At 61.1% G+C, this 24,513-nt stretch carries 26 protein-coding genes; 3 read left to right on the plus strand and 23 right to left on the minus strand.

Annotation, left to right across the window (positions count from 1 at the left end):
* Positions 1-10 precede the first annotated feature (10 nt).
* The 17 genes from QM780_RS14905 to QM780_RS14985 form a co-directional block, all read right to left on the minus strand.
* Positions 11-673 carry a 2,3-bisphosphoglycerate-dependent phosphoglycerate mutase gene (locus QM780_RS14905; protein WP_415072058.1) on the minus strand — a complete coding sequence of 221 codons (663 nt, stop codon included), beginning with the start codon at positions 671-673 and terminating at the stop codon, positions 11-13.
* A gap of 53 nt (positions 674-726) precedes the next feature.
* The gene (gene dapB, locus QM780_RS14910) at positions 727-1,530 is read right to left on the minus strand and encodes a 4-hydroxy-tetrahydrodipicolinate reductase (RefSeq protein WP_415071229.1); all 804 of its coding nucleotides are present in this window, start codon (positions 1,528-1,530) and stop codon (positions 727-729) included.
* A gap of 148 nt (positions 1,531-1,678) precedes the next feature.
* The gene (ppa, locus tag QM780_RS14915; protein WP_415071230.1) at positions 1,679-2,212 is read right to left on the minus strand and encodes an inorganic diphosphatase; all 534 of its coding nucleotides are present in this window, start codon (positions 2,210-2,212) and stop codon (positions 1,679-1,681) included.
* 147 nt (positions 2,213-2,359) lie between these two features.
* Positions 2,360-2,866: a GNAT family N-acetyltransferase gene (locus QM780_RS14920; RefSeq protein WP_415071231.1), complete on the minus strand. Its 507-nt coding sequence runs from the start codon at positions 2,864-2,866 to the stop codon at positions 2,360-2,362.
* Positions 2,867-3,022: 156 nt separating this feature from the next.
* Positions 3,023-3,499, minus strand: a complete 477-nt coding sequence (locus tag QM780_RS14925; protein WP_415071232.1) for a phasin family protein — start codon at positions 3,497-3,499, stop codon at positions 3,023-3,025.
* 270 nt (positions 3,500-3,769) lie between these two features.
* Positions 3,770-5,065 (minus strand): ATP-dependent DNA helicase, encoded by a 1,296-nt coding sequence (locus QM780_RS14930; RefSeq protein WP_415071233.1) that lies wholly within the window; start codon positions 5,063-5,065, stop codon positions 3,770-3,772.
* Between the two features lie 291 nt (positions 5,066-5,356).
* Positions 5,357-5,611, minus strand: coding sequence for a hypothetical protein (locus QM780_RS14935; RefSeq protein ID WP_415071234.1), 255 nt, complete (start codon positions 5,609-5,611; stop codon positions 5,357-5,359).
* Positions 5,612-5,727: 116 nt separating this feature from the next.
* Positions 5,728-7,566: a translational GTPase TypA gene (typA, locus tag QM780_RS14940; protein WP_415071235.1), complete on the minus strand. Its 1,839-nt coding sequence runs from the start codon at positions 7,564-7,566 to the stop codon at positions 5,728-5,730.
* A gap of 161 nt (positions 7,567-7,727) precedes the next feature.
* The gene (locus QM780_RS14945) at positions 7,728-8,519 is read right to left on the minus strand and encodes a hypothetical protein (protein ID WP_415071236.1); all 792 of its coding nucleotides are present in this window, start codon (positions 8,517-8,519) and stop codon (positions 7,728-7,730) included.
* Between the two features lie 75 nt (positions 8,520-8,594).
* Complete coding sequence (locus tag QM780_RS14950) at positions 8,595-9,323, minus strand: site-2 protease family protein (RefSeq protein WP_415071237.1); 729 nt, start codon at positions 9,321-9,323, stop codon at positions 8,595-8,597.
* Positions 9,324-9,360: 37 nt separating this feature from the next.
* Positions 9,361-9,888, minus strand: coding sequence for a hypothetical protein (locus QM780_RS14955; protein ID WP_415071238.1), 528 nt, complete (start codon positions 9,886-9,888; stop codon positions 9,361-9,363).
* A gap of 1 nt (position 9,889) precedes the next feature.
* On the minus strand, positions 9,890-10,096 hold the full coding sequence (locus QM780_RS14960; protein ID WP_415071239.1) for a TOBE domain-containing protein: 207 nt from the start codon (positions 10,094-10,096) through the stop codon (positions 9,890-9,892).
* Between the two features lie 15 nt (positions 10,097-10,111).
* Positions 10,112-12,547, minus strand: a complete 2,436-nt coding sequence (locus tag QM780_RS14965; protein WP_415071240.1) for a TonB-dependent receptor plug domain-containing protein — start codon at positions 12,545-12,547, stop codon at positions 10,112-10,114.
* Between the two features lie 197 nt (positions 12,548-12,744).
* Complete coding sequence (aguB, locus tag QM780_RS14970; protein ID WP_415071241.1) at positions 12,745-13,605, minus strand: N-carbamoylputrescine amidase; 861 nt, start codon at positions 13,603-13,605, stop codon at positions 12,745-12,747.
* Complete coding sequence (locus tag QM780_RS14975; RefSeq protein WP_415071242.1) at positions 13,606-14,631, minus strand: agmatine deiminase family protein; 1,026 nt, start codon at positions 14,629-14,631, stop codon at positions 13,606-13,608.
* Positions 14,632-14,664: 33 nt separating this feature from the next.
* Positions 14,665-14,883, minus strand: a complete 219-nt coding sequence (locus tag QM780_RS14980; protein ID WP_415071243.1) for a hypothetical protein — start codon at positions 14,881-14,883, stop codon at positions 14,665-14,667.
* Positions 14,884-14,910: 27 nt separating this feature from the next.
* Entirely contained in the window at positions 14,911-16,146 is a 1,236-nt protein-coding gene (locus QM780_RS14985; protein WP_415071244.1) for an argininosuccinate synthase, read from the minus strand.
* A 152-nt stretch (positions 16,147-16,298) separates the two neighbouring features.
* On the opposite strand from QM780_RS14985, the gene QM780_RS14990 reads away from it, so the two are divergent.
* Positions 16,299-16,913, plus strand: coding sequence for a 2-hydroxychromene-2-carboxylate isomerase (locus QM780_RS14990; RefSeq protein ID WP_415071245.1), 615 nt, complete (start codon positions 16,299-16,301; stop codon positions 16,911-16,913).
* 186 nt (positions 16,914-17,099) lie between these two features.
* Entirely contained in the window at positions 17,100-17,963 is an 864-nt protein-coding gene (locus tag QM780_RS14995) for a hypothetical protein (RefSeq protein ID WP_415071246.1), read from the plus strand.
* 35 nt (positions 17,964-17,998) lie between these two features.
* Here the strand turns inward: QM780_RS14995 and QM780_RS15000 are convergent, their stop codons facing one another.
* From QM780_RS15000 to hslV, 6 genes are all read right to left on the minus strand, one after another.
* Positions 17,999-18,571, minus strand: a complete 573-nt coding sequence (locus QM780_RS15000) for a hypothetical protein (RefSeq protein WP_415071247.1) — start codon at positions 18,569-18,571, stop codon at positions 17,999-18,001.
* Positions 18,572-18,690: 119 nt separating this feature from the next.
* Positions 18,691-19,362, minus strand: coding sequence for a hypothetical protein (locus tag QM780_RS15005; protein WP_415071248.1), 672 nt, complete (start codon positions 19,360-19,362; stop codon positions 18,691-18,693).
* A 78-nt stretch (positions 19,363-19,440) separates the two neighbouring features.
* On the minus strand, positions 19,441-20,634 hold the full coding sequence (gene rlmN / locus QM780_RS15010) for a 23S rRNA (adenine(2503)-C(2))-methyltransferase RlmN (protein WP_415071249.1): 1,194 nt from the start codon (positions 20,632-20,634) through the stop codon (positions 19,441-19,443).
* Between the two features lie 123 nt (positions 20,635-20,757).
* Positions 20,758-22,062: an ATP-dependent protease ATPase subunit HslU gene (gene hslU / locus QM780_RS15015; RefSeq protein WP_415071250.1), complete on the minus strand. Its 1,305-nt coding sequence runs from the start codon at positions 22,060-22,062 to the stop codon at positions 20,758-20,760.
* A complete protein-coding gene (locus QM780_RS15020) occupies positions 22,059-23,150 on the minus strand; it encodes a hypothetical protein (RefSeq protein WP_415071251.1) in 1,092 nt (363 codons plus the stop codon). The genes hslU and QM780_RS15020 overlap by 4 nt, the downstream gene beginning before the upstream one ends.
* Positions 23,151-23,169: 19 nt before the next feature.
* Entirely contained in the window at positions 23,170-23,742 is a 573-nt protein-coding gene (hslV, locus tag QM780_RS15025) for an ATP-dependent protease subunit HslV (RefSeq protein WP_415071252.1), read from the minus strand.
* Between the two features lie 135 nt (positions 23,743-23,877).
* Here hslV and hisB point away from each other — a divergent pair, with 135 nt between their 5' ends.
* Positions 23,878-24,468, plus strand: coding sequence for an imidazoleglycerol-phosphate dehydratase HisB (gene hisB, locus QM780_RS15030; RefSeq protein WP_415071253.1), 591 nt, complete (start codon positions 23,878-23,880; stop codon positions 24,466-24,468).
* Positions 24,469-24,513: the final 45 nt, after the last annotated feature.

Below are 24,513 nucleotides of genomic sequence, written 5' to 3' on the forward strand. Positions count from 1 at the left end.
GCGTGTGCGATCACATGATACGATCTTCAGGCGGCGCCGCCAGCGAGCGGGCAGGTAAAAGGTCCTTGCGATCGATGGCGCGGCCGTCCGCGCCGAGGCGATACAAAATGGGAGCGCCGGTGGCAAGCTCGCGCTCCAGGATTTCGTCCTTGTCGAGGTTTTCAAGGATCATCACCAGCGAGCGCAACGAGTTGCCATGCGCGACGATGATGACGTTCTTGCTCGCCGTGATCTGCGGCCAAATCATTTTATCGTAATAGGGGCGCACGCGGGCGAGGGTGTCTTTCAGGCTTTCGCCGTCGGGCGGGGCGATATCGTAGGACCGGCGCCATGTCTGCACCTGGGCTTCACCCCATCGCTTGCGCGCCTCATCCTTGTTGAGGCCGGACAAGGCGCCATAGTCGCGCTCGTTCAAGGCGGCGTCCTTGATGATCGGCACGTCGGGCTGATTGAGTTCGGCCAAGATGATGTCGAGGGTATGCTGGGCGCGTTTCAATGCGCTGGTGAAGGCAATGTCGAATTTCACGCTGTGGTCGCGGATCATGCGGCCGGCGACGCGCGCTTCGATCACGCCTTTCTCGGTCAGGTCGGGATTGCGCCAGCCGGTAAAGAGATTGAGCTTATTCCACTCACTCTCGCCATGCCGCACCAGAACAAGGATGTTGTCGGTCAGAGCGTCTGTCATGTCTGCGTCTAGGCGTCTCCAGTCGCGCTTCCGGCAAGCCTTTAAAGCGAAATTCCTAACACATCGGCCATATTGTAAAGACCTGGCGCACGGCCGTTTGTCCAAAGCGCGGCCTTGACGGCGCCGCGGGCAAAAATACCGCGATCGGTGGCGCGGTGGGTCAGTTCGATCTGTTCGCCGTCGCCGGCGAAAATCACGGTGTGTTCGCCAACCACAGTGCCGCCACGTAACGCCGCAAAGCCAATATCACCACGGCGACGCTGACCGGTAAGGCCGTCGCGGCCGCGCACCGAACGGTCGTCGAGCTTGACGCCGCGGCCCGATGCGGCCGCTTCGCCCAGCATCAAGGCCGTGCCTGACGGCGCATCGACCTTCATGCGATGATGCATTTCAACGATCTCGATGTCGAAGTCGTTCCCCAGGGCAGCGGCGGCCTGACGTGCGAGCGCCACAAGCAAATTGACGCCGAGGCTCATGTTTCCGGCCTTGACGATCGCCGTAGTCTTGGCGGCGTCGGCGATTGCAGCGTCGGAGGCGGCATCGAAACCGGTGGTGCCGATGACGGCGGCGGTTTTGGATTTTGCCGCCAGGCGCGCGAATTCGACGCTGGCTTTTGGAACCGTGAAGTCGATGATGACGTCGGAGCCGGTGATAACGGCGGCGGCGTCGCTGCTGATGGTTGTTCCGATCGGCTCCAGGCCGGCGAGCGTGCCGATGTCCTGGCCCAACAGGGAGGATCCGGCCGCTTCGGTCGCGCCGCTGATCGTGCAGCCCGGCTCCGCTGCGATCACCCGTATCAGTTCGCGGCCCATCCGGCCGGCCGCGCCCATGACGGCGATCTTCATGTCAACTCCGGTCGGCTCGACGATTGCCCTTCGGCGGGCCGATATAGCAACGCCGTCGGGCGAGCGTAAAGAGGAAGGCCGGCAAAATCGCCGACCGGGGACGGTAAACGGTGTGTTCGTTGATGCCGGTCAAACGGCAGGCGCAAAATCAGGCGTGCGTCTTCGCCCGTTCCAGAGATTTGATGATGAGGTCGCGCGCTTCGTCGGCATGGCCCCAATGGTCGATCTTCACCCATTTGCCGGGTTCGAGATCCTTATAGTGAGCGAAAAAGTGCTCGATCTGCTCGACCGAGATCTTGGGCAGATCGGTGTACGTCTTCACCGCTTCATAACGCTTGGTGAGCTTGCTCGAGGGGACTGCGATGATCTTTTCATCGCCGCCGCCGTCATCCTCCATCACCAGGACCCCGACGGGGCGGCAGTTGATAACGGCGCCGGGAAAAATCGCACGGGTATTGCAAACGAGAACGTCGATCGGATCACCGTCCGACGACAGCGTGTGCGGAACGAAGCCATAGTTCCCGGGATAGCGCATCGGGGTGTAGAGGAAGCGATCGACGATCAACGCTCCGGACGCCTTGTCCATTTCGTATTTGATCGGTTCGCCCCCGACGGGGACTTCGATAACGACGTTGATATCGTCGGGCGGGTTTTTGCCGGGAAGGATGGCGTCGAGACGCATCGGAATTGACCTCGAAATGAAAGCATTTTTGCGCGCCACACTTGCCGGGAAAGCGGGCCGCGCACAACAGTTCATAGGTCGCACGCCGGGGCCATGAAAGTAAATAACGCGGACGCGATTAAAGCCGCTGCGGACGAACCGCGGGCATCACCATTCGAACGCGATTCGCGTGCTCAGCTCTTTGCCGAAGCGGACACAGGAGCGGCGCGCCGGGCGACCGCCGCAACGCAGATAAAAGGCATGCGCCTTTTCGTTGCCCTCAAGCGCCCAAACGATCATTCGCTCGAGATCCAAGGCATCGAGCGTGGCGCGGCAGGCCTCGAACAGATGGGCGCCCATACCGAGCCCCTGATAGACGGGGGCAAGATAAAGCTCGTAGATTTCGCCGATATCGCGGCCTCCCCCGCGCGCGCGGCCGCAGGTGGCGTAGCCGGCCAGCGTTTCACCATGCAGGACGACGAGAAGATTTCGTTCGGCGACGACGGCGCGGCGCCACCAACTGGCGTCGCGACGTAAGACCTCGCGTTCGAGATGGAGCGCCGGAATAATGCCCGTATACGCGAGACGCCAGGAATCGCGGAAAATCGTGGCGAGCGCTGCGGCATCGGCAGTGCGCGCGTTGCGGACAGAAACCGTGAGGCCCTGGTTCAGCATGAAGACACTCTAACCCCTAGTCGGGGAAAAGGCATCATGACGGAAGGGCGAACTTGAAAAAATAAATGACGCGGAGACTGTGCTCCGCGTCAGGTTCGTGAAGTGCCCCACTTACAATTGCTTTATGCAATTCACGCCGCGTGACGCGGCGCGTTTTCAGCCGACGCTCTTGAACTGCTCGAACGACTTCGTCGTCGCTGCGCCAACGGTCTCGAGCGCCTGCTTCGTCACCTTGCTCGAAAGCTCGAAGAGCTCTTTCGACTGCGAGCCGGCAACGGCGAACTGCTGCTGCCAGTAGTTGGCCTGCAGGCGAGCGATTTCGGGGAAGGTGCGAGCGCGTGCGATCGCCTGGGCAGCTTCGAATGCAGCTTCCGTGTTGGCGAGCGTATTGGCGACGATCTTCTCACCGATCGACTTGGCGCCGGCCTGGGTCGTCAACAGCACTTCCTCGGCGACCTTGGCGTTGTCCTTCGCGAGCGTGGTGAGCTTGTGATAGGCGTCGCGCGACTTGGCGATGGCATCTTCTGCGAAAGCCGAGATGTTCTCGGGAACCTTCGCGTCCTTGCCGGCCGTAAACATTTCTTGGGCTTGCTTGGTGAAGTCTTGGACTTGACGGGTAAAAGCGTCTGTCATTGGGGTCACTCCTGAAGCGAATATCGGCTTTGGTTATTTTCGAAATGCTGCTGTCTGGTGCACGACGGCGAAACCAGTGGTGAATATATATGCAGACTGATTGTGCAATGCAACAAGTTTTTGCCGTGCACCCGTGAAATCGGCATTTCGGACTCTCAAATCGCGTCCTTATGCCCCAAATATGTCAGTACACTGACCCAGGCGGGCAGGCATTCCCTATCCTGTTGTTCGCATTTGCGAAATGAAATTTTAGGCAGGTTTCGTTGCCTGTCAAAGTCGGGAGAAAACATCGCGATACCCGATCGCGCTCGGATCGAACATTATGTCGCGGCGAGTGAGGGGACGGGCGAGGGCCAAGCCTTCAAGCGTGCGGCAGCGGGACAGAGCAACGTAAGTTTGGCCGTGAGCGAACGTGCCCGAGCCCAGGTCGATATAGACCTTATCCAAGGTCAGGCCTTGCGCTTTGTGGATCGTGAGCGCCCAAGCGAGACGAAGAGGAAACTGTTTGAACGTGCCGGCAACCGTCTCGACGATCTTTTCTTCCGATTGATCGAAGGCGTAGCGGCGGTGTTCCCACGCCACCTGCTCGACCTCGTACTCCTTGCCCGAGACTTCGACGAAAACCTGTCTTTCGGTCAGGCGCGAGACGCGCGCGATCGTGCCGTTGACCCATCGCCGATCCGGGTCGTTTCGCAGCATCATGACCTTTGCACCGGGCTTCAGTTCGAGTGCGGTTTCGGCCGGCTGAACGTTGGCGGCAAAGTCGCCGGTGACGTTGGCATCGAAGCGCTGCGCGCGACCGGGAAGGGCGTCGAGATAGGCGGTGTTGATGCGCTTGGCGGCGGCATTCGTCGTCGTCAGAATGACGTAGGGCTCGCCTTCCGACAACGTGCGGATCGGGCTGACGCGCTTGTTGATGAAGGCCAAATCTTCGTCGCTGACGTTGCCGTCACGGACGGCGTTGAGGACGTGAATGAGCGCGTCGTCGGTCTGGCGGAAGATCTGCTCGAGTTCGAGCAACGCGGTGCCACTGCCCTCGCGCAATGCCGGAATGGAGAAGAAAAACGGGCTGCCGTGCTCTTCGGTGAGGTGAGCTAAAACTTCCCGCTCCTGAACGACGGGCGGCAGCTGATGCAAGTCGGCGAACAGCAGAATCCGCGCGCCGCCGAAGGGTTCGCGCGGCCGACCGCGGTTGATGCGCAGCGACTGATCAATCGCCCACATCAAATCCGAGCGCACCATCGAGGCTTCGTCGATGACGACGAATTCGAGCTTGCGCATGACGCGGCCGTTGCGGCTGCGCTTGATATCGTTCTGCTGAATGAGGCGCGGGGGGAAGCCAAAAAAGGAATGGATGGTCTGGCCGCCGATGTTGATCGCCGCAAGGCCGGTCGGCGCGAGCACGACCATGCGATCCTCGTAGGCATCGCGGAGAGCTTTGAGCAGCGTCGACTTGCCGGTTCCGGCGCGGCCGGTGACGAAGAGATTGCCGGTGTCTTCGGCGAGGAAGGCTGCCGCTCTCTCGAAGGCGGGCGTCGGCGTGATGCCGTCGGGCCACGTGATCACGGACGCCCCCGCAGATCGTGGAGGCCAGTGCTTTGTATGAAGTCCTGAAGCATTCTTGAGCGCATTTCGCCAGCGGCCCGCGCGCACAATGGGATCAGGCCTTCGGGCAAACACAAACCAAAGCCCGTTGGTGAAGTCAAATCGTTGCCGGCAGGTTTGACGGATGGGGTCCGATCGGCGGATCTGCACGGGGCCAAATGGATGCTCGGGATGAACTCAAGCACGGCTATTCCCGCAATAAAAAGCGGACGGCCGTGAAGCCGTCCGCTGAAACGATCAAATTCGGGGAGATCAGTCGGCGTCCATGTCGAGGAGTTTGAAGTCCTTGTCGAACTTCAAGTCATACTGGCCACCCTTGCACTTGGCGTCATCGAGTTCGTAGACGCCGCTGCCTTCGGTTTCCTTTTCCCACTTGCCGCCTTCACAGCCCAAGCCGGACGCAGCGGCCGTCGCGCTTTTCATTTCGTCCTCGGTGAGCGGCGTATCGGCGAACGCGGGAACGGACATCGCGAGCATGGCGCCCGCAACGATGGCGAAACGTTTCATTTGGTCTCTCCTATGACATGGTTCTCACCGGACTGACGTGGGTGGGAAATCTGTCATTGCAACCCGGGAATTTTTCCCGGGCCATTGAAATCGCGGGGAAATGACCGTCCGTGATGTTACGCTGCGCCGCTGGCGCGCTCCGTTTCGCTCTTCCGGCTTTGGCGCTTGCGCTCATTCGGGTCGAGCCAGCGCTTGCGGAGACGGATCGATTTCGGCGTGACTTCAACCAGCTCTTCGTCGGTGATGTAGCTCATCGCCTTTTCAAGGGTGAGCCGCATCGGCGGCGTCAGCAACACCGCGTCGTCCTTGCCCGAAGCTCTGACGTTGGTCAGCTTTTTGCCTTTGAGGACGTTCACCTCGAGGTCGTTGTCGCGGGAGTGCTCGCCGACGATCATGCCTTCGTAGACGCGGTCCTGCGGGTTGATCATGAAGGGACCGCGATCCTGAAGATTGAAGATCGCGTAGGCGACGGCTTCGCCGGTGCCGTTCGAAATCAGCACGCCGGTGCGGCGTCCGGCGATCTCGCCCTTATACGGCTTATAGGAATGAAACAGCTTGTTCATGATGCCGGTGCCACGCGTGTCGGACAAAAGCTCCGACTGGTAGCCGAGAAGTCCGCGCGTCGGGACGTGGAACACCATGCGCGTGCGTCCGCCGCCAGAGGGACGCATTTCCAAAAGATCGCCTTTGCGCTCGGACAGCTTCTGCACGACGACGCCGGTGTAGCCGTCGTCAACGTCGATGATGACTTCCTCGATCGGCTCCATTCGCTGGCCGGTTTCGGCGTCCGTTTCGTAGACCACCTTCGGGCGCGATACCGTCAGCTCGAAGCCTTCGCGGCGCATGTTTTCGATCAAAATCGCAAGCTGAAGCTCGCCGCGACCTGAGACGGAGAAGCTGTCGCGGTCTTCGTTTTCGGCGACGCGGATGGCGATGTTGCGCTCGGCTTCTTTCAGCAGGCGGTCGCGGATGACGCGGCTTTGAACCTTGTCGCCTTCCTGACCAGCGAACGGCCCGTCGTTGATGCGGAACGTCATCGACAGCGTTGGCGGATCGACCGGCTGTGCCGGTAATGGCTCTTCAACCGAAGGGTCGGCCAGCGTATCGGCAACGTTGGCTTCGCTCATGCCGGCGAGCGCGATGATATCGCCGGCGCCGGCGGCGTCGACCGGAACGCGCTCCAAGCCGCGGAATGCCAAAACTTTCTGGACACGGAAATTCTCGATCACCTTGCCTTCGCGATCGAGCGCCCTCAGCGCCTGGTTGGGCTTGACGGTACCCGATGTGACGCGTCCGGTCAGGATACGGCCGAGGAACGGATCGGCATCGAGGGTCGTCGCCAGCATGCGGAACGGACCATCGTCGACGGCGGGTGCGGGCACGTGCTCAAGGATCAGATCGAACATCGGCGCCAGGTTTTCCGGCGGACCAGAAGGATCGCGCGCCATCCAGCCGTTGCGGCCTGAGCCGTATAGAACGGGGAAATCGAGCTGCTCGTCGGTCGCATCGAGATTGGCGAAGAGATCGAAGACCTCGTTCAAAACTTCGATGTGGCGTTCGTCGGGGCGGTCGATCTTGTTGATCGCGACAATCGGGCGGAGACCACGCTTCAAGGCTTTCGAGACGACGAATTTCGTCTGCGGCAGCGGACCCTCGGAAGCGTCGACCAGCACGACGACGCCATCGACCATGTTCAAGATGCGCTCGACTTCGCCGCCGAAGTCGGCATGGCCAGGCGTATCGACGATGTTGATGCGCGTGCCCTTCCACTCGACGCTGGTGCATTTCGCCAGAATGGTGATGCCGCGCTCGCGTTCCAGATCGTTCGAGTCCATGGCGCGCTCGGCGACCTTCTGGTTTTCCCGGAACGATCCGGACTGCTTCAGAAGTTCGTCGACGAGAGTCGTCTTGCCATGGTCGACGTGCGCGATGATCGCTATGTTACGGATATCCATAGGTTTCCCGAAAATTCAGGGCGCCACGCTCGAGTTCAGGTCTGTCCGGAATGTGTGCGCCGCAAAAAGCTGGCCGGGAGGTAGCACAAGCCCGCGCTGATCGCCAGTCACCCGCGACAGATGGGCCACCAAGATCGTAAAGGCTTGCCCGCTTGGCGCGTTTACGGGGCCTTTTCTGCGCGGTTAGATTCCGGTGCGCGTTCGAGGCGCTGCTCGGCCTCATAGAGACGGGAAAGCAGCGCATCGACGTCCGGCCGGGAGGCTGCGGACTTGTCCTGACGTTTTCTTTGCCGGTCCTGCAGGTCGCGGGCAGTGCGGGCGGCGCCCGGCTGCTTGATGCGCCGTCCGCCGGAAATGAGGATCGGGTGCTGAGGTTCCTCAAGGTCGAGTTCTTCAAGGAACGTCTCGCGCAGGGCAAAGAACGATTGCAGGATCGCATCGCGAACGAGGGCTTTCTTTTCGCTGGTGATCTCGGGTTCGATGCGCGGATCGAGCGTCTGTAAGGCGCGGCGCATATCGTGCAAAGGCGCGTAGGGATAGAGCCCGACGAGATCCTCGGTTTCGCCGGCGTTGCGGTAGACGATGCGCATGGTATCGATCGTTTCGCTGACTTTGTAATAGGCGGCGAGGTAGTCGTCGGTCGCGAGGTAGGGCTTTTCGCAGGTCGAAAGCAGCACGGATTTGGTGCGCACGATGTTGCGCCATTCTTCTTCCAGGCTTTCGACGAAGTTGGAACGCTTCTGATAGATGTTGGAAATGTAGGCGACGCCGCCGGTCGCGATCAACAACGACATATCGCGCATGAAGTCATAGAAATTGTTGGCGGCCGAGATCACCAGCGGCGGCATGCCTGGGACATCGTTGGCGAACTTCGATGCCAGCAGCAGAAGCAGCACGATGCCCAGGAACCAGTAAAGCCGCGCTAGCGTGCGATTGACGGAGGCGCGGGTCATCTCGGGCTCCAAGCAAGGGCGTTGGTGTGGGGCGCCAGATATGCACGGAGAAGCGGCGAATTTGCAATCCGTCGGCTAGCGGTCTTCGGCGTCCCTGGGCCGCTTCAAGATCGCCCAATTGATGATCGCGATTTGGGCGCCGATCAGAAGCAAAACCAAGTTGTGATTGAAACTGGCATAGGCGGTGTAAGCGCTCCACAAACCGACGGCGACGCCGAGCACGGCAATCAGCCGGATGGCGAGCACGCGCGGCGCGACCGATCCAAGCACGTCGCGATAGATGCGGCCACCGTCGAGCGGAAACGCCGGGAGCAGGTTGAACACCAGCATTGCCAGGTTGATGCGCGCCAGCATGAAGGCGGCGTAGACGCCCCACGGACTATCGGCCAGCCACGGCAGCGGATCGATCGGGCCGAACTGCCCAGTGACGCTGACCGTCGGCTGACCGAGGGCATAACGGCATACCAGGAATAGCAAGCCGTTCGTCAGCGGGCCTGCGAACAAGATCAGAATATTTGCGAACGTCGATGGCGGCGCCTGAAGCATGCGGGCGTAGCCGTAAAAACCGCCGACCAGAATTTCGCCGACCGGCACGCGGAAAAGCCGGGCGAGGGTGGCGTGGCCGAGCTCGTGCAGCAGAATTGAAAGGAAAACGCCGAACAGCAGGATGATGAAGGTGTTCGGCGAACTCTGGAAAACACCGAAGAGAAAGATCGGCACCAGGATGAAGGTGATGTCGAGCTTGATCGGGATGCCGGCAAGGCGAAAAAGCTCTACTCTCGGCGTATCGGCGATGAAATTCATGAAGGGTCGCCTGATGATCCGGCAGAATTCCGCACGGCTATTCAGCCTGACGGATCGCGAACTTGATCGAATCCTTGGCGATATTGCTGAATTCGACGGTGAAAGGGCCGGGGTCGAGATTGAAGCGGATGGTCTTGCGGACGCCGTCGCAATCGGACTTGCCGCTGTGGGCCGTCGGCTTCAGGGCTTTGCCGTCTTGGATGACGTCGACCCAGCCTCCGGTTTGCATCGTCACTTGATACGAGCCGGGCGCGCTGCTCGGGCTGTCGAAGTTGACGATGCCGCCGTAGACATCGCCTTGCGGCTTGAGCTTGCCGGTCGGGGCGACGGGGAAGGACACCGCGCCCATCGGTTCCAGCGTCAGCGTCATTGCCTTTTCCGGCGGCGACGGGAGCTTGGCGCCGGAGGCGACCGCCTGACTGTCGGTGGCCTTCATCCATTTCAGTTCGGTCGCGACCGACCAGGCGAAGCTGTTGCAGCCGCCGGTCTCGGCGGAGAACGCTTGGGAAGAAAGAGCGAGCGCGGCCGCGCCCACGGCAAGCGAGAAAAATAGGCAGCGTTTCATTTCAGTCGACCGCCACCATGACGTCGGATGCCTTAATGACTGCCGAAGCCGCCATACCCTTTACGAGCCCCAAATCATCAATGGCTTCGTTGGTGATCGACGCCGTGACGATCGTGCCGCCGACGTCGATCCGCACGTGCGCCGTCGTTGCTCCCTTGGTGACCTCGACGATCTTGCCTTTGAGGACGTTTCTCGCGCTGATCTTCATTCAGGTTCCTTCCTTTCAGAAGCGAGCCCTCAAGTTAGCAAAGAATTGGCGTCCTGGCTCGGGAAAGCCCTCGGCGAGTGAATAATTTTGATCGAGCAGGTTGGTGCCGCCTAGCGCTAAAGTTGTGTTGGGATTGAAGGCATATTCGGCCTGGATGTTCACCAGGGTGTAAGCGCCGATGTTGACGTAGCTCGGCAATTGCTTGGCGCCCGAAGATGCCTTTGCGCAGTTGCCGTTGGATGAGCTGATCGGTGTCGCATTGTTGCCGCCGCTCGAAACAAGCGTCGAGGAGCAACTCGTGACGAGCGCGATGCGATCGGCTGCAAGTTCGACGTTCGGCGTAAAGGTCAATTTATCGGTCGCCTTCCAGGCAAGATAAATGAAACCCTTGTGGCGCGGCACAGCTTCAAGCTCGCTCGCGGCAACCGCATCGCGCACCGCCTGCGTCGTTCCCGCCGGCAAGTCGGCCGCAGCGCCGGCGAAGTCGAGTTCGCGTTCCATGTAGGTGTAGTTGCCGCCAATGCGCACCGTGGGCGTCACGTCCCAATCGATGGAAATCTCGGCGCCGTAGTAATGGCCATCGGGGCTGATGCCGACGATCGACGTTTTTGAGTTGGCAGCCGTATAGGCGTTTTGGATGCTGTTGTAGATGTCGGAATAGAAAACGGCAGGCGACACCTTAACTTTTCCAAAGACGACGTCGCTGAAGCCGATCTCGTAGTTTGTCGCGCGTTCGGGATCGACATTGGGGTCGGGATCCTTGGCGTCAAAGCGCGTGCTGTAGCGATCGAACAGCGTCGGGAAGCGGGTGCGGCTCGAAACGTCGGCGTGCACGGTTCCGGTCTGGCTGTAGCGATAGATGGCGGCGGTTTGCCAGTTCCACGCATCGCTATACGGTTTAACCGAACCGGCGTCCTTGCCGCTTACGCTGTTTTCCAAAATCTGGTCGGTATCGAAGCTGACACCGGCGACGAGGTCCAACCGGCTGGTGGCGTGGAAGGTGTTTTCGGCGGCAAATGACCAGACTTCTTCGGCCTGGCGCTTGAACCCGCTGGTCGTGACGATCGTCGTCGCGCCCGAGTAATCGTAGTTGACGCTGTGTTCGGAGTGGGCGTCCTTGCGATAGTGGATCGAGCCCTTCAGCGTGTTCATCGGGATGAGGTCGGTGCCCATCTCGACGAAGCCGCCGTAAGAATAGTCCTCGTATGGGCTGTCTGCCGTCTGGTTGGTGTAGGTCGCGTTCGGATAGAACGAGATCGTGTTGTCGAAGGTATTATAATAGGCATTGGTCTTGATATAGGACGCGTCGCCAAGCTTGGTCTTCGACAACCAAGAAAGGCTCGATGTGTTCCATTCGGGCCATTGCCAATAGCGGACGTTGCTGCCGTTGAAATAGCCCTGGACGATCTGGCGATCGACGTGGAGCGGCGAGTCCTTCTCGCTTTGCTGGTTGGTGTAGTTGATGCTGTATTCGTCGGTGGCGTTGGGCGTGATGCCGACCTTGGTATTGATGCGCCAGTCGCGGAATGCCGAGTGGTCGCGGTCGCCGCCGTCTTCGTAGGAGAAACCTTCGGCGACGCCGTTGGCGTAGCCCTGCGTGCTTGAGTTGGCCGGCGTGAAATCGTGCGACAGGTTGAAGTGATCCTGGTCGACGATGGTGCCGGACAGTTGGGCGTAATAGCCTTTTTGGCGGGTGCCTGCGTAGGCGTAGGCATTCCAGGAGTTGAGGTCATCGACGTCGCCGTTGACGATCACGCCGGCGCGGCCTTCGAGTTCGACCTCTTTCGTCGGCTTGCGCGAGACGAGGTTGATGGCGCCGCCTTCGCCGCCGGGTCCGTTCAGAACCGAAACATAGCCTTTGGCGACCTGCACCTCGGCGAGATCGGGCGTTAGGAAGCGATTCATGTCGATGCGGTTGTCGGCCGGCAGATAGACGCGCACGCCGTCGATCGAAAGCGGCACCTGGAAGCGGTTGAAGCCGCGCACGAAAATATCGCCTTCGTTGCGCGATCCGCTCGAGTTGGCTGAGGGCGCGCCAGTGCTGGCCCAGGAGACGCCGGGCAGAAGGTTTACGGCCTCGCCGAGCGACTGCTTGTTGAACGTCCACATGGCTTCGTTTGTGATCGTCGAGCCGCCGATCATATCGATCTGGCCCAATGTGAATGCGCCGGTCGCAATTCCGGGTGCTGAGCCTTCGCCGCCGACCTCTGCGGTCGATTGCTGACCGCTGCCGCCCGGCGTTCCGGACTTGTTTTGCGTTACCGGCTTTTGCTTGGCTGGACGGATGAGGGGCTGATCGGGAGCGCTGACGACGACCGGCGGCAGGACGCTCGCCTGATCAGCGGTGACATTTCCTCCAGGCGTCGGTGCTTCCTGCGCACTCACAATTTTCGTTTCGATCGGAAATACGCATGCGACTGCAATCGCAGCGGCGACCCGCTTACGCAACATACCCACACCCCAAATTTTTCTGACACCCCCCGGTGTCCCTTCACGTTATATTCATGCGGCTATAACGGAGGGCAAGCAAAAAATCATGATGCGGCGAGATTTTCGTCGCGATGAAGACATATTTGCGGAAACGCGCCGGAAGCGCGAAATGCCAATGAATTTGCGCTTTTTTCGCCGTGCTGGCGTGAGGGATGCGCCTAGATAATACTTTGGGCGTAAAGGTCGGTGCGGCGATCGCGGAAGAAGCCCCAATCGGCGCGATAGCTTTCGATCAGGTCGAGATCGAACGTGTGGACGAGCACGCCTTCGTCATCGGCGCCGAACGATTGCACAAGTTCGCCACGGTGATCGGTGATGAACGAGTGACCGTAGAATTTCTGCTTCACGCCGTTGTTGTCTTCGAGGCCGATGCGATTGGCAGCGACAATCGGCACGGCGTTCGACACGGCGTGACCCTGCATGGCGCGCTGCCACTGGAGATGCGTATCGAGGCTCGCGTCGTAGGGCTCCGATCCGATCGCGGTCGGATAGAACAACACCTCGGCACCTTGAAGAACCATCGCGCGCGCGGTTTCCGGATACCACTGGTCCCAACAGATGCCGACGCCGATCTTTCCGTGCTTGGTATTCCAAGCCTTGAAGCCGGTGTCGCCCGGCCGGAAATAATACTTCTCCTGATAGCCGGGGCCATCGGGAATGTGGCTCTTGCGATAGACGCCAAGAATTTCGCCGTCGGCATCGGCGATGGCGACGCTGTTGTAATAGCGGGGCCCGTCCTTTTCGAAAAACGAGATCGGGATGACGACGTTCAGCGACTTGGCCAATTCGCGCAGCAAGACGACGGCGGGATGCTCCGTTACGGGCTTTGCTGTCTCGAACCATTTCGGGTCCTGGCGCGTGCAGAAATAGATGCCTTCGAAAAGCTCGGACGGCAAAATGACTTCGGCGCCGCGCCCGGCCGCTTCGCGGACGAACGCTTCGGTCTTGGCGATATTGGTTTCGAGATCGGGACCGTAGGAGGTTTGGATGCTTCCGACGGTGATCGAACGCCGCGCCATTTACAGAGGCTCCTGTTGGGTGATGCAGTGGAAGGATCCGCCGCCGGCTTCGCCGCACCCGAGAAGGCCGCGTGACGACACGCCGACAACGGCTCGGGTGGGAAAGACGGTCTGGAGCGCTTGCAGCGCGTCGGACTCGGTAGCAGTTCCATAAATCGGGACGACGACAACATCGTTCGCGATCAGGAAGTTCATATGGGAGGCGGGTGAGATTTCGCCAAGAGCGTTGCGGTAAAGGCCGACGCCGGGGATGCGGACGACATCGAGCTTGCGGCCGACCGCATCGGTTGCCTTTTCGAGCGATGCCGCGATGGCATTCAGTATTTCGCCGTTGGGATCGTCGGGGCCGGCTGGTGCCTGGCAGACGACGCGAGCGGGCGCGACGAAGCGGGCGATGTTGTCGATGTGGCCGTCGGTGTGATCGTTCTTCAGGCCCTCGTCGATCCAGATCACCTTCTTCGCGCCGAAAGCCTGCGCCAATGCCTTCTCGGCGGCTTCCTTCGTCCAGCCGTTGCGATTGGGATTGAGCAGCGTCTGCTCCGTGGCGAGGATGGTGCCTTCGCCGTCGTGATCGACGGCGCCACCTTCGAGCACGAAATCAAATTGGCGAACGGGGGTGTCGGCCAGACGCGCGACGTCGTCGCCGACAGTCGCGTCGTCGGGAAGATCGTATTTGCCGCCCCAACTGTTCGTTTTGAAGCGAAGCGCGACGCGGCTGTTGCCGGTGTGTGCGAAGATCGGGCCGGTATCGCGCAGCCAGATGTCTCCGTATTTCGCCGGGATCAATTCGGCGACGCCTTCGAGAGCGGCGGCTGCAGAGGCTTTGGCCTCGTCTCCGTTGACGAGCAGGCGAACCTTGTTGCCGGCGATGCTCAAGGCGCGAACGAGGGCGGCGATGTCACGGCGCGGACTTTCAAGGTCGCCGTTCCATTCGTCGGGGTCAGCCGGCCACGCCGTCCAGATGGCTTTTTGAGGCGCCCATTCGGCGGGAGTTACCACCGGCAGGCCGTCCGCCGCGACTGTCATTCTCTCGATCCTCATGAATTTGTGGTGAGGGTGCTATGGGCGACTGCCGAACAGAGTTCCCAGCAGCCCTACGATGATCAAGGCCGGAATGACGACGAGCGCGATTGCGCCGATCGTCACCGCGAGGCCGAACATCACGAAGGCGATGACGCCGAAGAGCAGAACCGCGGCCAGGAAAACGATGATCTTGAACAGCCATTCGCGCCAGCCCGTGAGGACCGTGGTCTCGCCGTTTCTCGTGATGATGATCATGTTCGCCTCCTTGCGGAATGGTACCGATCAGGTCTTGGTCTGGTTCCTTTTACCCAGCGTGCGCAAGCGCAGGGCGTTGAGCTTGATGAAGCCTTCGGCGTCTTTCTGATCGTAAGCGCCTTTGTCGTCCTCGAAGGTGACGAGGGTCGGCGAATAGAGCGACTTCCGGCTTTCGCGGCCGACGGGAATGACATTGCCCTTATAGAGTTCGAGCGTCACTTCGCCTTCGACGTTGTCCTGGCTCTTGTCGATCAGGGCCTGCAGCATCTCGCGCTCGGGCGAGAACCAGAAGCCGTTATAGATCAACTCGGCGTAGCGCGGCATGATCTCGTCTTTCAGATGCGCAGCGCCGCGATCGAGCGTGATGCTTTCGATGGCGCGGTGAGCAGCGAGCAGGATCGTGCCGCCCGGCGTTTCGTAGACGCCGCGCGATTTCATGCCGACAAATCGATTTTCGACGAGGTCGATGCGGCCGATGCCGTTGTCGCGGCCGAGATCGTTGAGCGCCTTCAGAAGCGTGGCGGGCGACAGCTTCTTGCCATCGAGCGAGACGGCGTCGCCCTTCTCGAAACCGATCTTGATCGTCGTCACCTTATCGGGTGCCGTCATCGGAGAGATCGTGCGCTGATAGACCATCTCGGGTGGCTTCTTGGCCGGATCTTCGAGCACCTTGCCTTCGGACGACGAGTGCAGAAGATTGGCGTCGACCGAGAACGGCGACTCGCCCTCTTTATCCTTGGCGACGGGAATCTGGTGCTCGCGGGCGAACTTCAAAAGCTCTTCGCGGCCCTTGAATTGCCATTCGCGCCACGGGGCGATGATCTTGATGCCGGGCTCGAGCGCGTAATAGCCAAGCTCGAAGCGGACCTGATCGTTACCCTTGCCGGTGGCGCCATGGCAGACCGCATCGGCGCCGACCTTGCGCGCGATCTCGATCTGTTTTTTCGCGATCAGAGGACGGGCGATCGAGGTGCCGAGCAGATAAACGCCTTCGTAAACCGTGTTGGCGCGGAACATCGGGAAGACGTAGTCGCGGACGAATTCCTCGCGCAGGTCCTCGACGAAGATGTTCTCCGGCTTGATGCCGAGCATCAGCGCTTTCTGGCGGGCGGGCTCGAGCTCTTCGCCCTGGCCAAGATCGGCCGTGAACGTCACGACTTCGGCGCCATAAGTCTCCTGCAGCCATTTCAGGATGATCGAGGTGTCGAGACCGCCCGAATAGGCGAGGACGACTTTCTTCACGGACTTGGGCGCGGCGCTCATGGACGGTCTGGCTCTTCTGGCTTTTCAAGATTGCGGGTCAGGCGGAAACGCGCGGCACTATAGGGTTGGCGGCGCTGCCTGCAAGTGCGGTAGACACGCGAACACGACTTGTCGCAACTACTTTGAGTGTTTGGTGAAAGCGGGCGGAGGCTATGAAACCGAACGTCGTCTTTTGGTACGAATTCGCATCGAGCTATTCCTACCTCAGCGCGATGCGGATTTCAGAGGTGGCTTCGCGGGCCGGCGTCACGGTCGAGTGGCGGCCATTTCTGCTCGGACCCATTTTCAAATCCCAGGGCTGGGAGACGTCGCCTTTCAATCTTTATCCGGCGAAGGGCCGCTACATGGTTCGCGACATCGCGCGCACGGCGTCGGCACACGGCATTCCGTTTAAGATGCCGACGGCGTTTCCGGGCAACGGCCTAAAGGCGGCCCGTCTCGCAATCGCTGCCGGCGGCCAGGGTGCGGTCGCAGGGTTTAGTCAAGCGGTCTACGCGGCGGCCTTCGGCAAGGGTTTGGACATCTTCGATGACGCTGTGTTGACGGAATGTCTTTTGGCCGCCGGGCTCGACCCTGAGACCACGCGGACGCTAGCCGGAGATCCGGCGGTCAAGGCCGCGCTCAGGACGAACAGCGACGAGGCGATGGCGTTCGGAATTTTCGGTGCGCCGAGCTTCACGACGAGCGACGGCGAACTGTTCTGGGGCGATGACAGACTTGAGCAGGCGCTCGCGTGGGAAATCGATTCGACGAAGGAAAAATCGTGAGGGTTTTTGCGCCGTATTACAGCAGCGCGATGAATATCTTACGAGAAAGTATTGATAGCGAATGCTGCTACTGCGTTGCACTCGATTCGTGAACATAAAAAAGGCCGTTCAAGGGTGTTTGCGGTGTTTCTGACCGGCGGAAGCTGGTAGAAGCGCCGGAACAATTCTTGGTGGGGGAGAGCGGTCGTGGCCAGATCGATTCGCATTGTCGGAAGGCTCATTTGGCTCGGGCTTTTGAGCGTTGTGCTCGCCGTTCCGCTTTGGGCGGAAGAGGTGACTGTGACGGTGCCCCCGGACGATACACCGAGCCAGGCGCAGGCTGCGGGATCGGAACAGAGCGATCCCACTGCGCACCCGACCGACGCGGTATCAAGTCCGGCACCCGCCGAGCCGACGCCGACCGCCGATGCCACTCCCGCGCCTGCCGCTGCGCCCGCGAACGCGGAACCGCCATCGACTGCGGAAGCGACGCCTGCTCCGCCTGTAAAGAAGCATAAGAAAACAAAGAAAACGGCGGCTACGACGCCTGCCGGTGCGCCGGCGACCGAGACGTCGGCTGCAGCTCCGGCGGCAGGCGCTTCGGCAACGGCAGCAACGCCGCCAGCAAAAGCCAAAACCAAGACAGCGAAAGCATCGTGCCTCAATCTCAGCGAAGACAAGTGCGGGGCCAACACGGCTTGCATTTGGGTTTCAGCCGGCACGAACGACGCCGGTCAGCAGACGAAAGCGCGCTGCCGCTCGCTCGCCATCCTCAAGAGAGAAGAAGACAAGGCGAAAAAGACGGCGGCTGCAAAGCCCGGCGAACCGGAAGTTCTGCCATGGGCGACGAAAGGTGCGGCGACTGGCTCGACGGCCGCATCGACGGCGACGACTGCTTCGGTCGATACCAAGCCCGCTAAAAAGAAGACTAAGACCGCGTCAGCAAAGAAACCCAAGCCGAAGCCGGCTGAAGAAGCTCCAGCCGCGGCGGCGCCTGCCGACAGCGGAGGCGATTCCGGCGCGGCGGCGGCAGCGCCTGCCGCTCCTGCGGATGCTGGCGGCGCCGACTAGATCGGCGTCTGCTCGCTCAGCCAATTCTTTTGGATCTAGTGCAGGTAGCCCGTCCAATAGCGGGAAGCCGAAACATTGCGTTCCAGGCTCTTCTGGCCCTCGTCGCTGCCGAAGACCGAGCGCCACTGCGCGCATGCCGCGTCCGCCGCATCCATCGCCGACGTGCTGGCGCGCGCTGTCGGCGCGGCAACCGCATATGGGACGCCGTACGACAGCATCATCGCGACCATCGGGCCCTGATAGAACGTCCAGGGGGTTACGCCCCAGAAGGTCTGGACGGAAGGCGGGAACGCCGTGGGCGAAAGCGTTTGCGCCTGAAACGCCGATGGCTGTTGCGCCGACCAATAAGCGGAGCAAGCATTGGCCATCGTCAGCCAAGTTTGCATGAGGTCAGGCTGAGCCGGTGCGGGCGCTCGTGCCACGGGTGTCCAGCCGCCAAACCACGCCGGCCAAACAGCCGGCTCAGACGGACGGAGTTTTTCCGGCGTCATTTCCTCGTAGAAGCGCTTTTGACAGGCGAGCGCGGCGGCGACAGACGCCTGGCCCATTTCGAACATGGCTTCGGTCGCTTTCTGCAGAAAGCGAAAATGCAGGGCGCAATCGAACAAGGCTTATCCCTCCAACACTGCGACAACATAGCACTGCTGTTGCAGTGCAGCAACCGCGAAGCGTCGAGCGGACAAGTTTGGTTAATCACGTCTGCGAGAGGTCTGCCGCCCAAAGAGCGTCAGGCCGAGGAGGAATTGTCGTCGCTCTGAGGCGATTGCGGAGCATCGTTTTGGCTGGGGCTGGCCCCATCGCGTTTGGCAAATTTGAGCCGTTCGAGTTTCGGCATGCGCCAGCGCGGCTGGCGATCAGCATCGGGAGGACGGGTAATGACGACGCTGACATTGTCGTCGCTCGACTCCGCCCGTTGCACGACCAGCGTCTCAGCCGTCGCCGTCTCGGCAGGCACGAGCTGCGGTTCCGGCCGGCGGCCGGCGAATTGGCCAGCGGCCACCCAGTACACGAAGCCGCCGAAAAAGCCGACGGTCAGAAAGGCCTTGATCGCATAGTTATTGAAAATCGTGGGTTGGCCCGTGACTTCGCTGGCGTATTGCGCGCTAAAGCCCAGGAGGGCGATCACGATGCCGACGAGCAAATAGAACGAAAGTGCGCGGATCGAAAACCATTCGCCGATCGCGGCAGTGATCAAAACGAAGATCGACGCGAAGATGGCGATGTGGGTGGCGGCCAGCAGGGCAAGATCGATCGTTTCGGCGACCGTCTTGGGAAGGCGATCGAATTTGCCTGCGAGGACGTCGATATCGACGAACAGCACGGTGATGAGACCCGCTGCCAGACTGGCGAGTATCAGCCCGAGAAAAATCCGTCCCAATGTGCCGAAAAATCTGAGCACAGATTTACGCCCCAAAACCCACCCTGGCGGGAAGTCTACATAGCCCGGGGCCGTGCGCTCAAGCGATTAGGCAGGCGATCAGGGATTTGACGACGGGGTGTTGCGTTCTTTGGCCGAAAGGCGCTGGCTTTCGGACCTCAGCTGCCCGCAGGCCGCGAGGATGTCGCGTCCGCGCGGGGTGCGGACGGGGCTCGCATAGCCTGCCCGGTTGACGACGTCGGCGAAGCGCTCGATCGTTTCCCAGTCGGAGCATTCGTAGCGCGTGCCGGGCCATGGATTGAACGGGATCAGGTTGATTTTAGCGGGAATTCCAGCGAGCAGCTTCACCAGGGCGCGGGCCTCGGCAAGGCTATCGTTCACGCCCTTCAGCATCACGTATTCGAAGGTGATGCGGCGCGCATTCGACAGGCCCGGGTAGTTGCGGCAGGCCTCCATCAGCTCGGCGATCGGATATTTTTTGTTGATCGGCACCAACTCGTCGCGCAGCGCGTCGTTGGTGGCGTGCAGCGAGATCGCCAGCATGGTGTCGGCTTCTTCGCCCCAACGCGGAATTTCCGGCACGATGCCAGACGTCGACAGGGTGATGCGGCGCTTCGACAACGACAGGCCGTCACCGTCGGAGGCGACATCCATCGCGGCTTTGACGTTGTCGAAATTATAGAGCGGCTCGCCCATGCCCATCAGCACGACGTTGGTGATCTTGCGTTCGGCGCTGGGAAGCAGGCGGCCATCGTCGGGACCTTTGGCGCCGGGCCAATCGCCGATGCGATCGCGGGCAAGCATGATCTGCGCGACGATTTCCTCGGCTTCGAGATTGCGCACCAAGCGCTGCGTGCCGGTGTGGCAGAACGAGCAGTTCAGCGTGCAGCCGACCTGGCTCGAGATGCAAAGCGTGCCGCGGTCGCTTTCCGGAATGTAGACGGTTTCGATTTCCGGCGGGCGGGCTTCGTGGCTGCGCTTCGCGAGACGAAGGAGCCATTTGCGCGTGCCGTCGACCGAGATCTGTTCCGAGACGATCTCGGGGCGATCAAGAGTGTAAAGCTCGGCGAGTTGGCGGCGCAGGTCTTTCGAGACGTCCGTCATGTCGTCGAATGAGGTGGCGCCGCGGACGTAGAGCCAGCTCCAGAGCTGGCCGACGCGCATGCGAAGCTGCTTCTCGGGCACGCCGGCGGCGGCGAGCGCGAGCTTCAGGCGATCGCGAGTCATTCCTGCCAGCGACAGCTTGGCTGTCTGCGGTTCGGAATCGATCTTAACTAAGGGCGCGGCGGTCATAGTCAGAAATGGCTTTGAGCTTCAGGAATGGGCACTTCTACAGGCGTTTGCGGACGATTGATAGCTGCGGCTTGCCGCGCCAGCTCTTCCCCCTCTCCCCGCTTGCGGGGAGAGGAAATCGAATTACAAAATAAACCGGCTAAGGTCGGCGTTTTTGGACAGCTGTCCGACACGCTCTGTGACGTATGGGCCGTCGATGACGACGGTGGCGCCGCTCTTGTCGGAGGCTTCGAAAGAAACATCGTCGAGCACACGTTCAAGCACCGTCTGCAGACGACGGGCTCCGATGTTTTCGACGGTCGAATTCACTTCGACGGCGGCATCCGCCAGCGCATCAATGGCATCGGGTTTGAATTCGAGCGTCAGGCCCTCGGTCTGCATCAGGGCGACGTACTGCTTGATGAGGCTCGCTTGCGGCTCGGTCAGGATGCGTTTCATGTCGTCGCGTGTCAGCGCATTGAGTTCGACGCGGATCGGCAGGCGGCCCTGCAGCTCCGGAAGTAAGTCCGACGGCTTGGAGACGTGGAACGCGCCGGAGGCAATGAACAGGATGTGATCGGTTTTGACCGGGCCGTACTTCGTCGCGACCGTCGTGCCTTCGATCAGCGGCAGGAGATCGCGCTGCACGCCTTCGCGGGAAACGTCGGCGCCGCCGCGTGTTCCGTCGCCGCGCGAGGAAATCTTGTCGATTTCATCGAGGAAGACGATGCCGTTGTTTTCGACCGCCGCGATCGCTTCGCCCGAAATCTGGTCGGTGTCGATCAGCTTGTCGCTTTCTTCCGCGATCAGAATGTCGAAGCTGTCGCGAACGCTGACGCGGCGCGACTTGGTACGCTGGCCGAGCGCCTTGCCGAGCATTTCGCCGATGTTGATCGTCGCCATCGAGCCGCCGGGCATATCGAACGTCGGAATGGGCGACGAGGTATCGGCGACGAGGACGTCGATTTCCTTGTCGTTCAACTCATTGTTGCGCAGCTTCTTGCGGAAGCTGTCGCGTGTCGACGGCGAGGCGCCGGCGCCGACGAGGGCATCGAGCACGCGTTCTTCGGCGGCTTTCTCGGCCTTCGCGCGCACGCCCTGGCGCTTGCTTTCCTTGACGAGGGCCATGCCGACTTCGACCAGATCGCGCACGATGCTGTCGACGTCGCGGCCGACATAGCCGACTTCGGTGAACTTGGTCGCTTCGACTTTAAGGAAAGGCGCGCCGGCGAGTTTCGCAAGGCGGCGGGAAATCTCGGTTTTGCCGACTCCGGTCGGGCCGATCATCAGAATGTTTTTCGGCAGGACTTCGTCGCGAAGCTCGCCCGTCAGTTGCTGGCGGCGCCAGCGGTTGCGCAGAGCGATGGCTACGGCGCGTTTGGCGTCGGCCTGGCCGACGATGTAGCGATCGAGTTCGGATACGATTTCACGCGGAGAGAAGTTGGTCATTGTCTCGCTTGGGGAAGGTAGGGGCCGATTGGGGTCGCACTCAGGATCGGCATCAGGCGGTTGCGCAGCGGATGCCAGAAGACGCCGAGAAGCAGCACGAAGCCGCCGACGAGTGCGAGCGTCAGGGTGAAGGTTGATGGAATGCCACCGTTGTTGGGAAGCGCCACGCCGCCGCTCAAGAGTTGGTAGACGGCAACGGTAAAGTACGCGAGCGACGACACGAGCATTGCGCGCCGGTCGATCGCCAGCGCGAACAGGCCGAGCACGAACACGGTTGCAAGCACGGCTGCCGATGTCGCCAGGCCGCCGGTCGATTCCTTTATTATGTTGATGAGCGGCGAGACGATGAGGCAGGCGGCGACGAGATGCAGCCAGAAGGCGCAATCGGAAAAGCGCATGACGCGGGCCGGATCCTTTGCGTCGTAAAACAGCGCCGCCGCCAAAACAAAGAGGCCATATCCGAACGCGACGATCGATGGGCCAAGGCCGATTTGAAGCAATCCTCTGCTGACGACGATGAAGCCGAAGACGGCAATCAGCGCGAGCGCGAACGGCAGCCGGAAGCGAAAGTAATAGGCGAGTGAAGCAATGAGCGCGGGCAAACCGAACACCATCGTCGGATTGCGCCAGAAGGCGAGTTCGGAGCCGACGTCCCAGTTCGAGGCTTTGAGGTTGTCCCAATGAAGCTGGACGACCGCAGCGGATGCCGCAAAGGTGACGAAGAGCACCGACAGCACCATGCCAGGGAGAACGGCGCGCAAGCGGCCGACGAGGATTTCGCTCAAGACCCAGAACGTCGCGGCGGCGACCGCAAGCGTCGCGAACCAGCTGATGCCGAACAGGCCGGTGGTCGTGACGGTCAGGAAGGCTGCCGCGATCAGCAGGACGCCGATCGTCAGGAAGACGTCGTTAAAGCCGTTGAGAAACCGGAAGCGCTCTTCATCGGCGAGGACGGAGGGTTCACCGTCGGGGCCCAGGGGGGCGTTGGATCGGGTGCGCATCGCGCGCATTTTCTCGGCTTGCGCCGCATCGATGACGCCCGCTTCGACGGCTGCCTGGAGATCGTCGGTTGGTCTGCCGTTGGTCATGTTGACGCTCAGGAGCCGCTCAAGGGGTTTTCGAATCGAGGGTTTCGACGACGATGTTGGCGTTGGTATAAACGCAAATCTCGGCGGCAATCGACATGGCCTTGCGGGCAATCGTCTCGGCGTCGAGCGGCTGGTCGATGAGCGCACGGGCGGCGGCGAGCGCGTAGTTGCCACCGGAGCCGATCCCGGCGATGGCATTTTCGGGTTCGAGCACGTCGCCGGTGCCGGTCAGAACCAGCGTGGTCGTGGCGTCGGCGACGATCATCATGGCTTCGAGGCGGCGCAGGAAACGATCGGTGCGCCAATCTTTCGCAAGCTCGACTGCGGCCCGGGTCAACTGGCCGGGATACTGCTCGAGCTTGGCTTCGAGGCGCTCGAACAAGGTGAAGGCGTCGGCGGTGGCGCCCGCAAAGCCGCCGATCACGTCGCCTTTGCCTAGTCGGCGGACCTTCCTGGCGTTCGACTTGATGACCGTCTGGCCGAGGCTGACCTGGCCGTCGCCAGCAACTACAACCTTGCCGCCCTTGCGAACCGTCAGGATGGTGGTGGCGTGCCAGCTCGGAACGCCGGCATTTTGGCTCTGGTGCGTCATATGTATCGCGTCAGTTAAGCTTTTGGCGGCAAGATGCAAGGCTCTTGGGGCCTTGGCCTGCCGGGCGACAAGCTGATAAACGCTCGGCGGGGCGGACGGAAGACTTTAACCATTCGACGGCGGAGCGAGATTCACGTGAAGCGGCAGGCGACGATAACGCGCAAGACCAAGGAGACGGAGATCTCCGCGACCGTCGATCTCGACGGAACGGGCGCCTACGACGTTTCGACCGGCATCGGCTTTCTCGATCATATGCTGGAGCAGCTCGCCCGCCATTCGCTGATCAACATTACGCTGCGCGCGAAGGGTGATCTGCACATCGATTTCCACCATACGGCCGAGGACACCGGCATCGTCATCGGCCAGGCGGTGGCAAAGGCGCTCGGCGACAAGGCCGGGATCGTCCGCTATGCCGACGTACATCTGCCGATGGACGAAACGCTGACGCGGGTGGCGCTCGACGTTTCCGGACGGCCGTTCCTGGTGTGGAAGGTCGATTTTTCCAGACCGAAGCTCGGCGAGATGGACACCGAGCTGTTCCGCGAGTGGTTCCAGGCGTTTGCCCAGAACGCGGGCATTACGCTCCACGTCGAAAACCTTTATGGCGAGAACAATCACCATATCGCCGAGACCTGCTATAAGGGGCTGGCGCGGGCGCTGAAGGCCGCGATCGCCGTCGATCCGCGGCAGGCGGGCCGGGTGCCCTCGACAAAAGGCTCGCTTTGAGGCGCGCTGCGGACACATAAAGTGCATCGGAACGTTGGAATGGAG

The sequence above is a fragment of the Hyphomicrobium sp. genome (assembly GCF_047600905.1).
GTDB lineage: Bacteria > Pseudomonadota > Alphaproteobacteria > Rhizobiales > Hyphomicrobiaceae > Hyphomicrobium_B.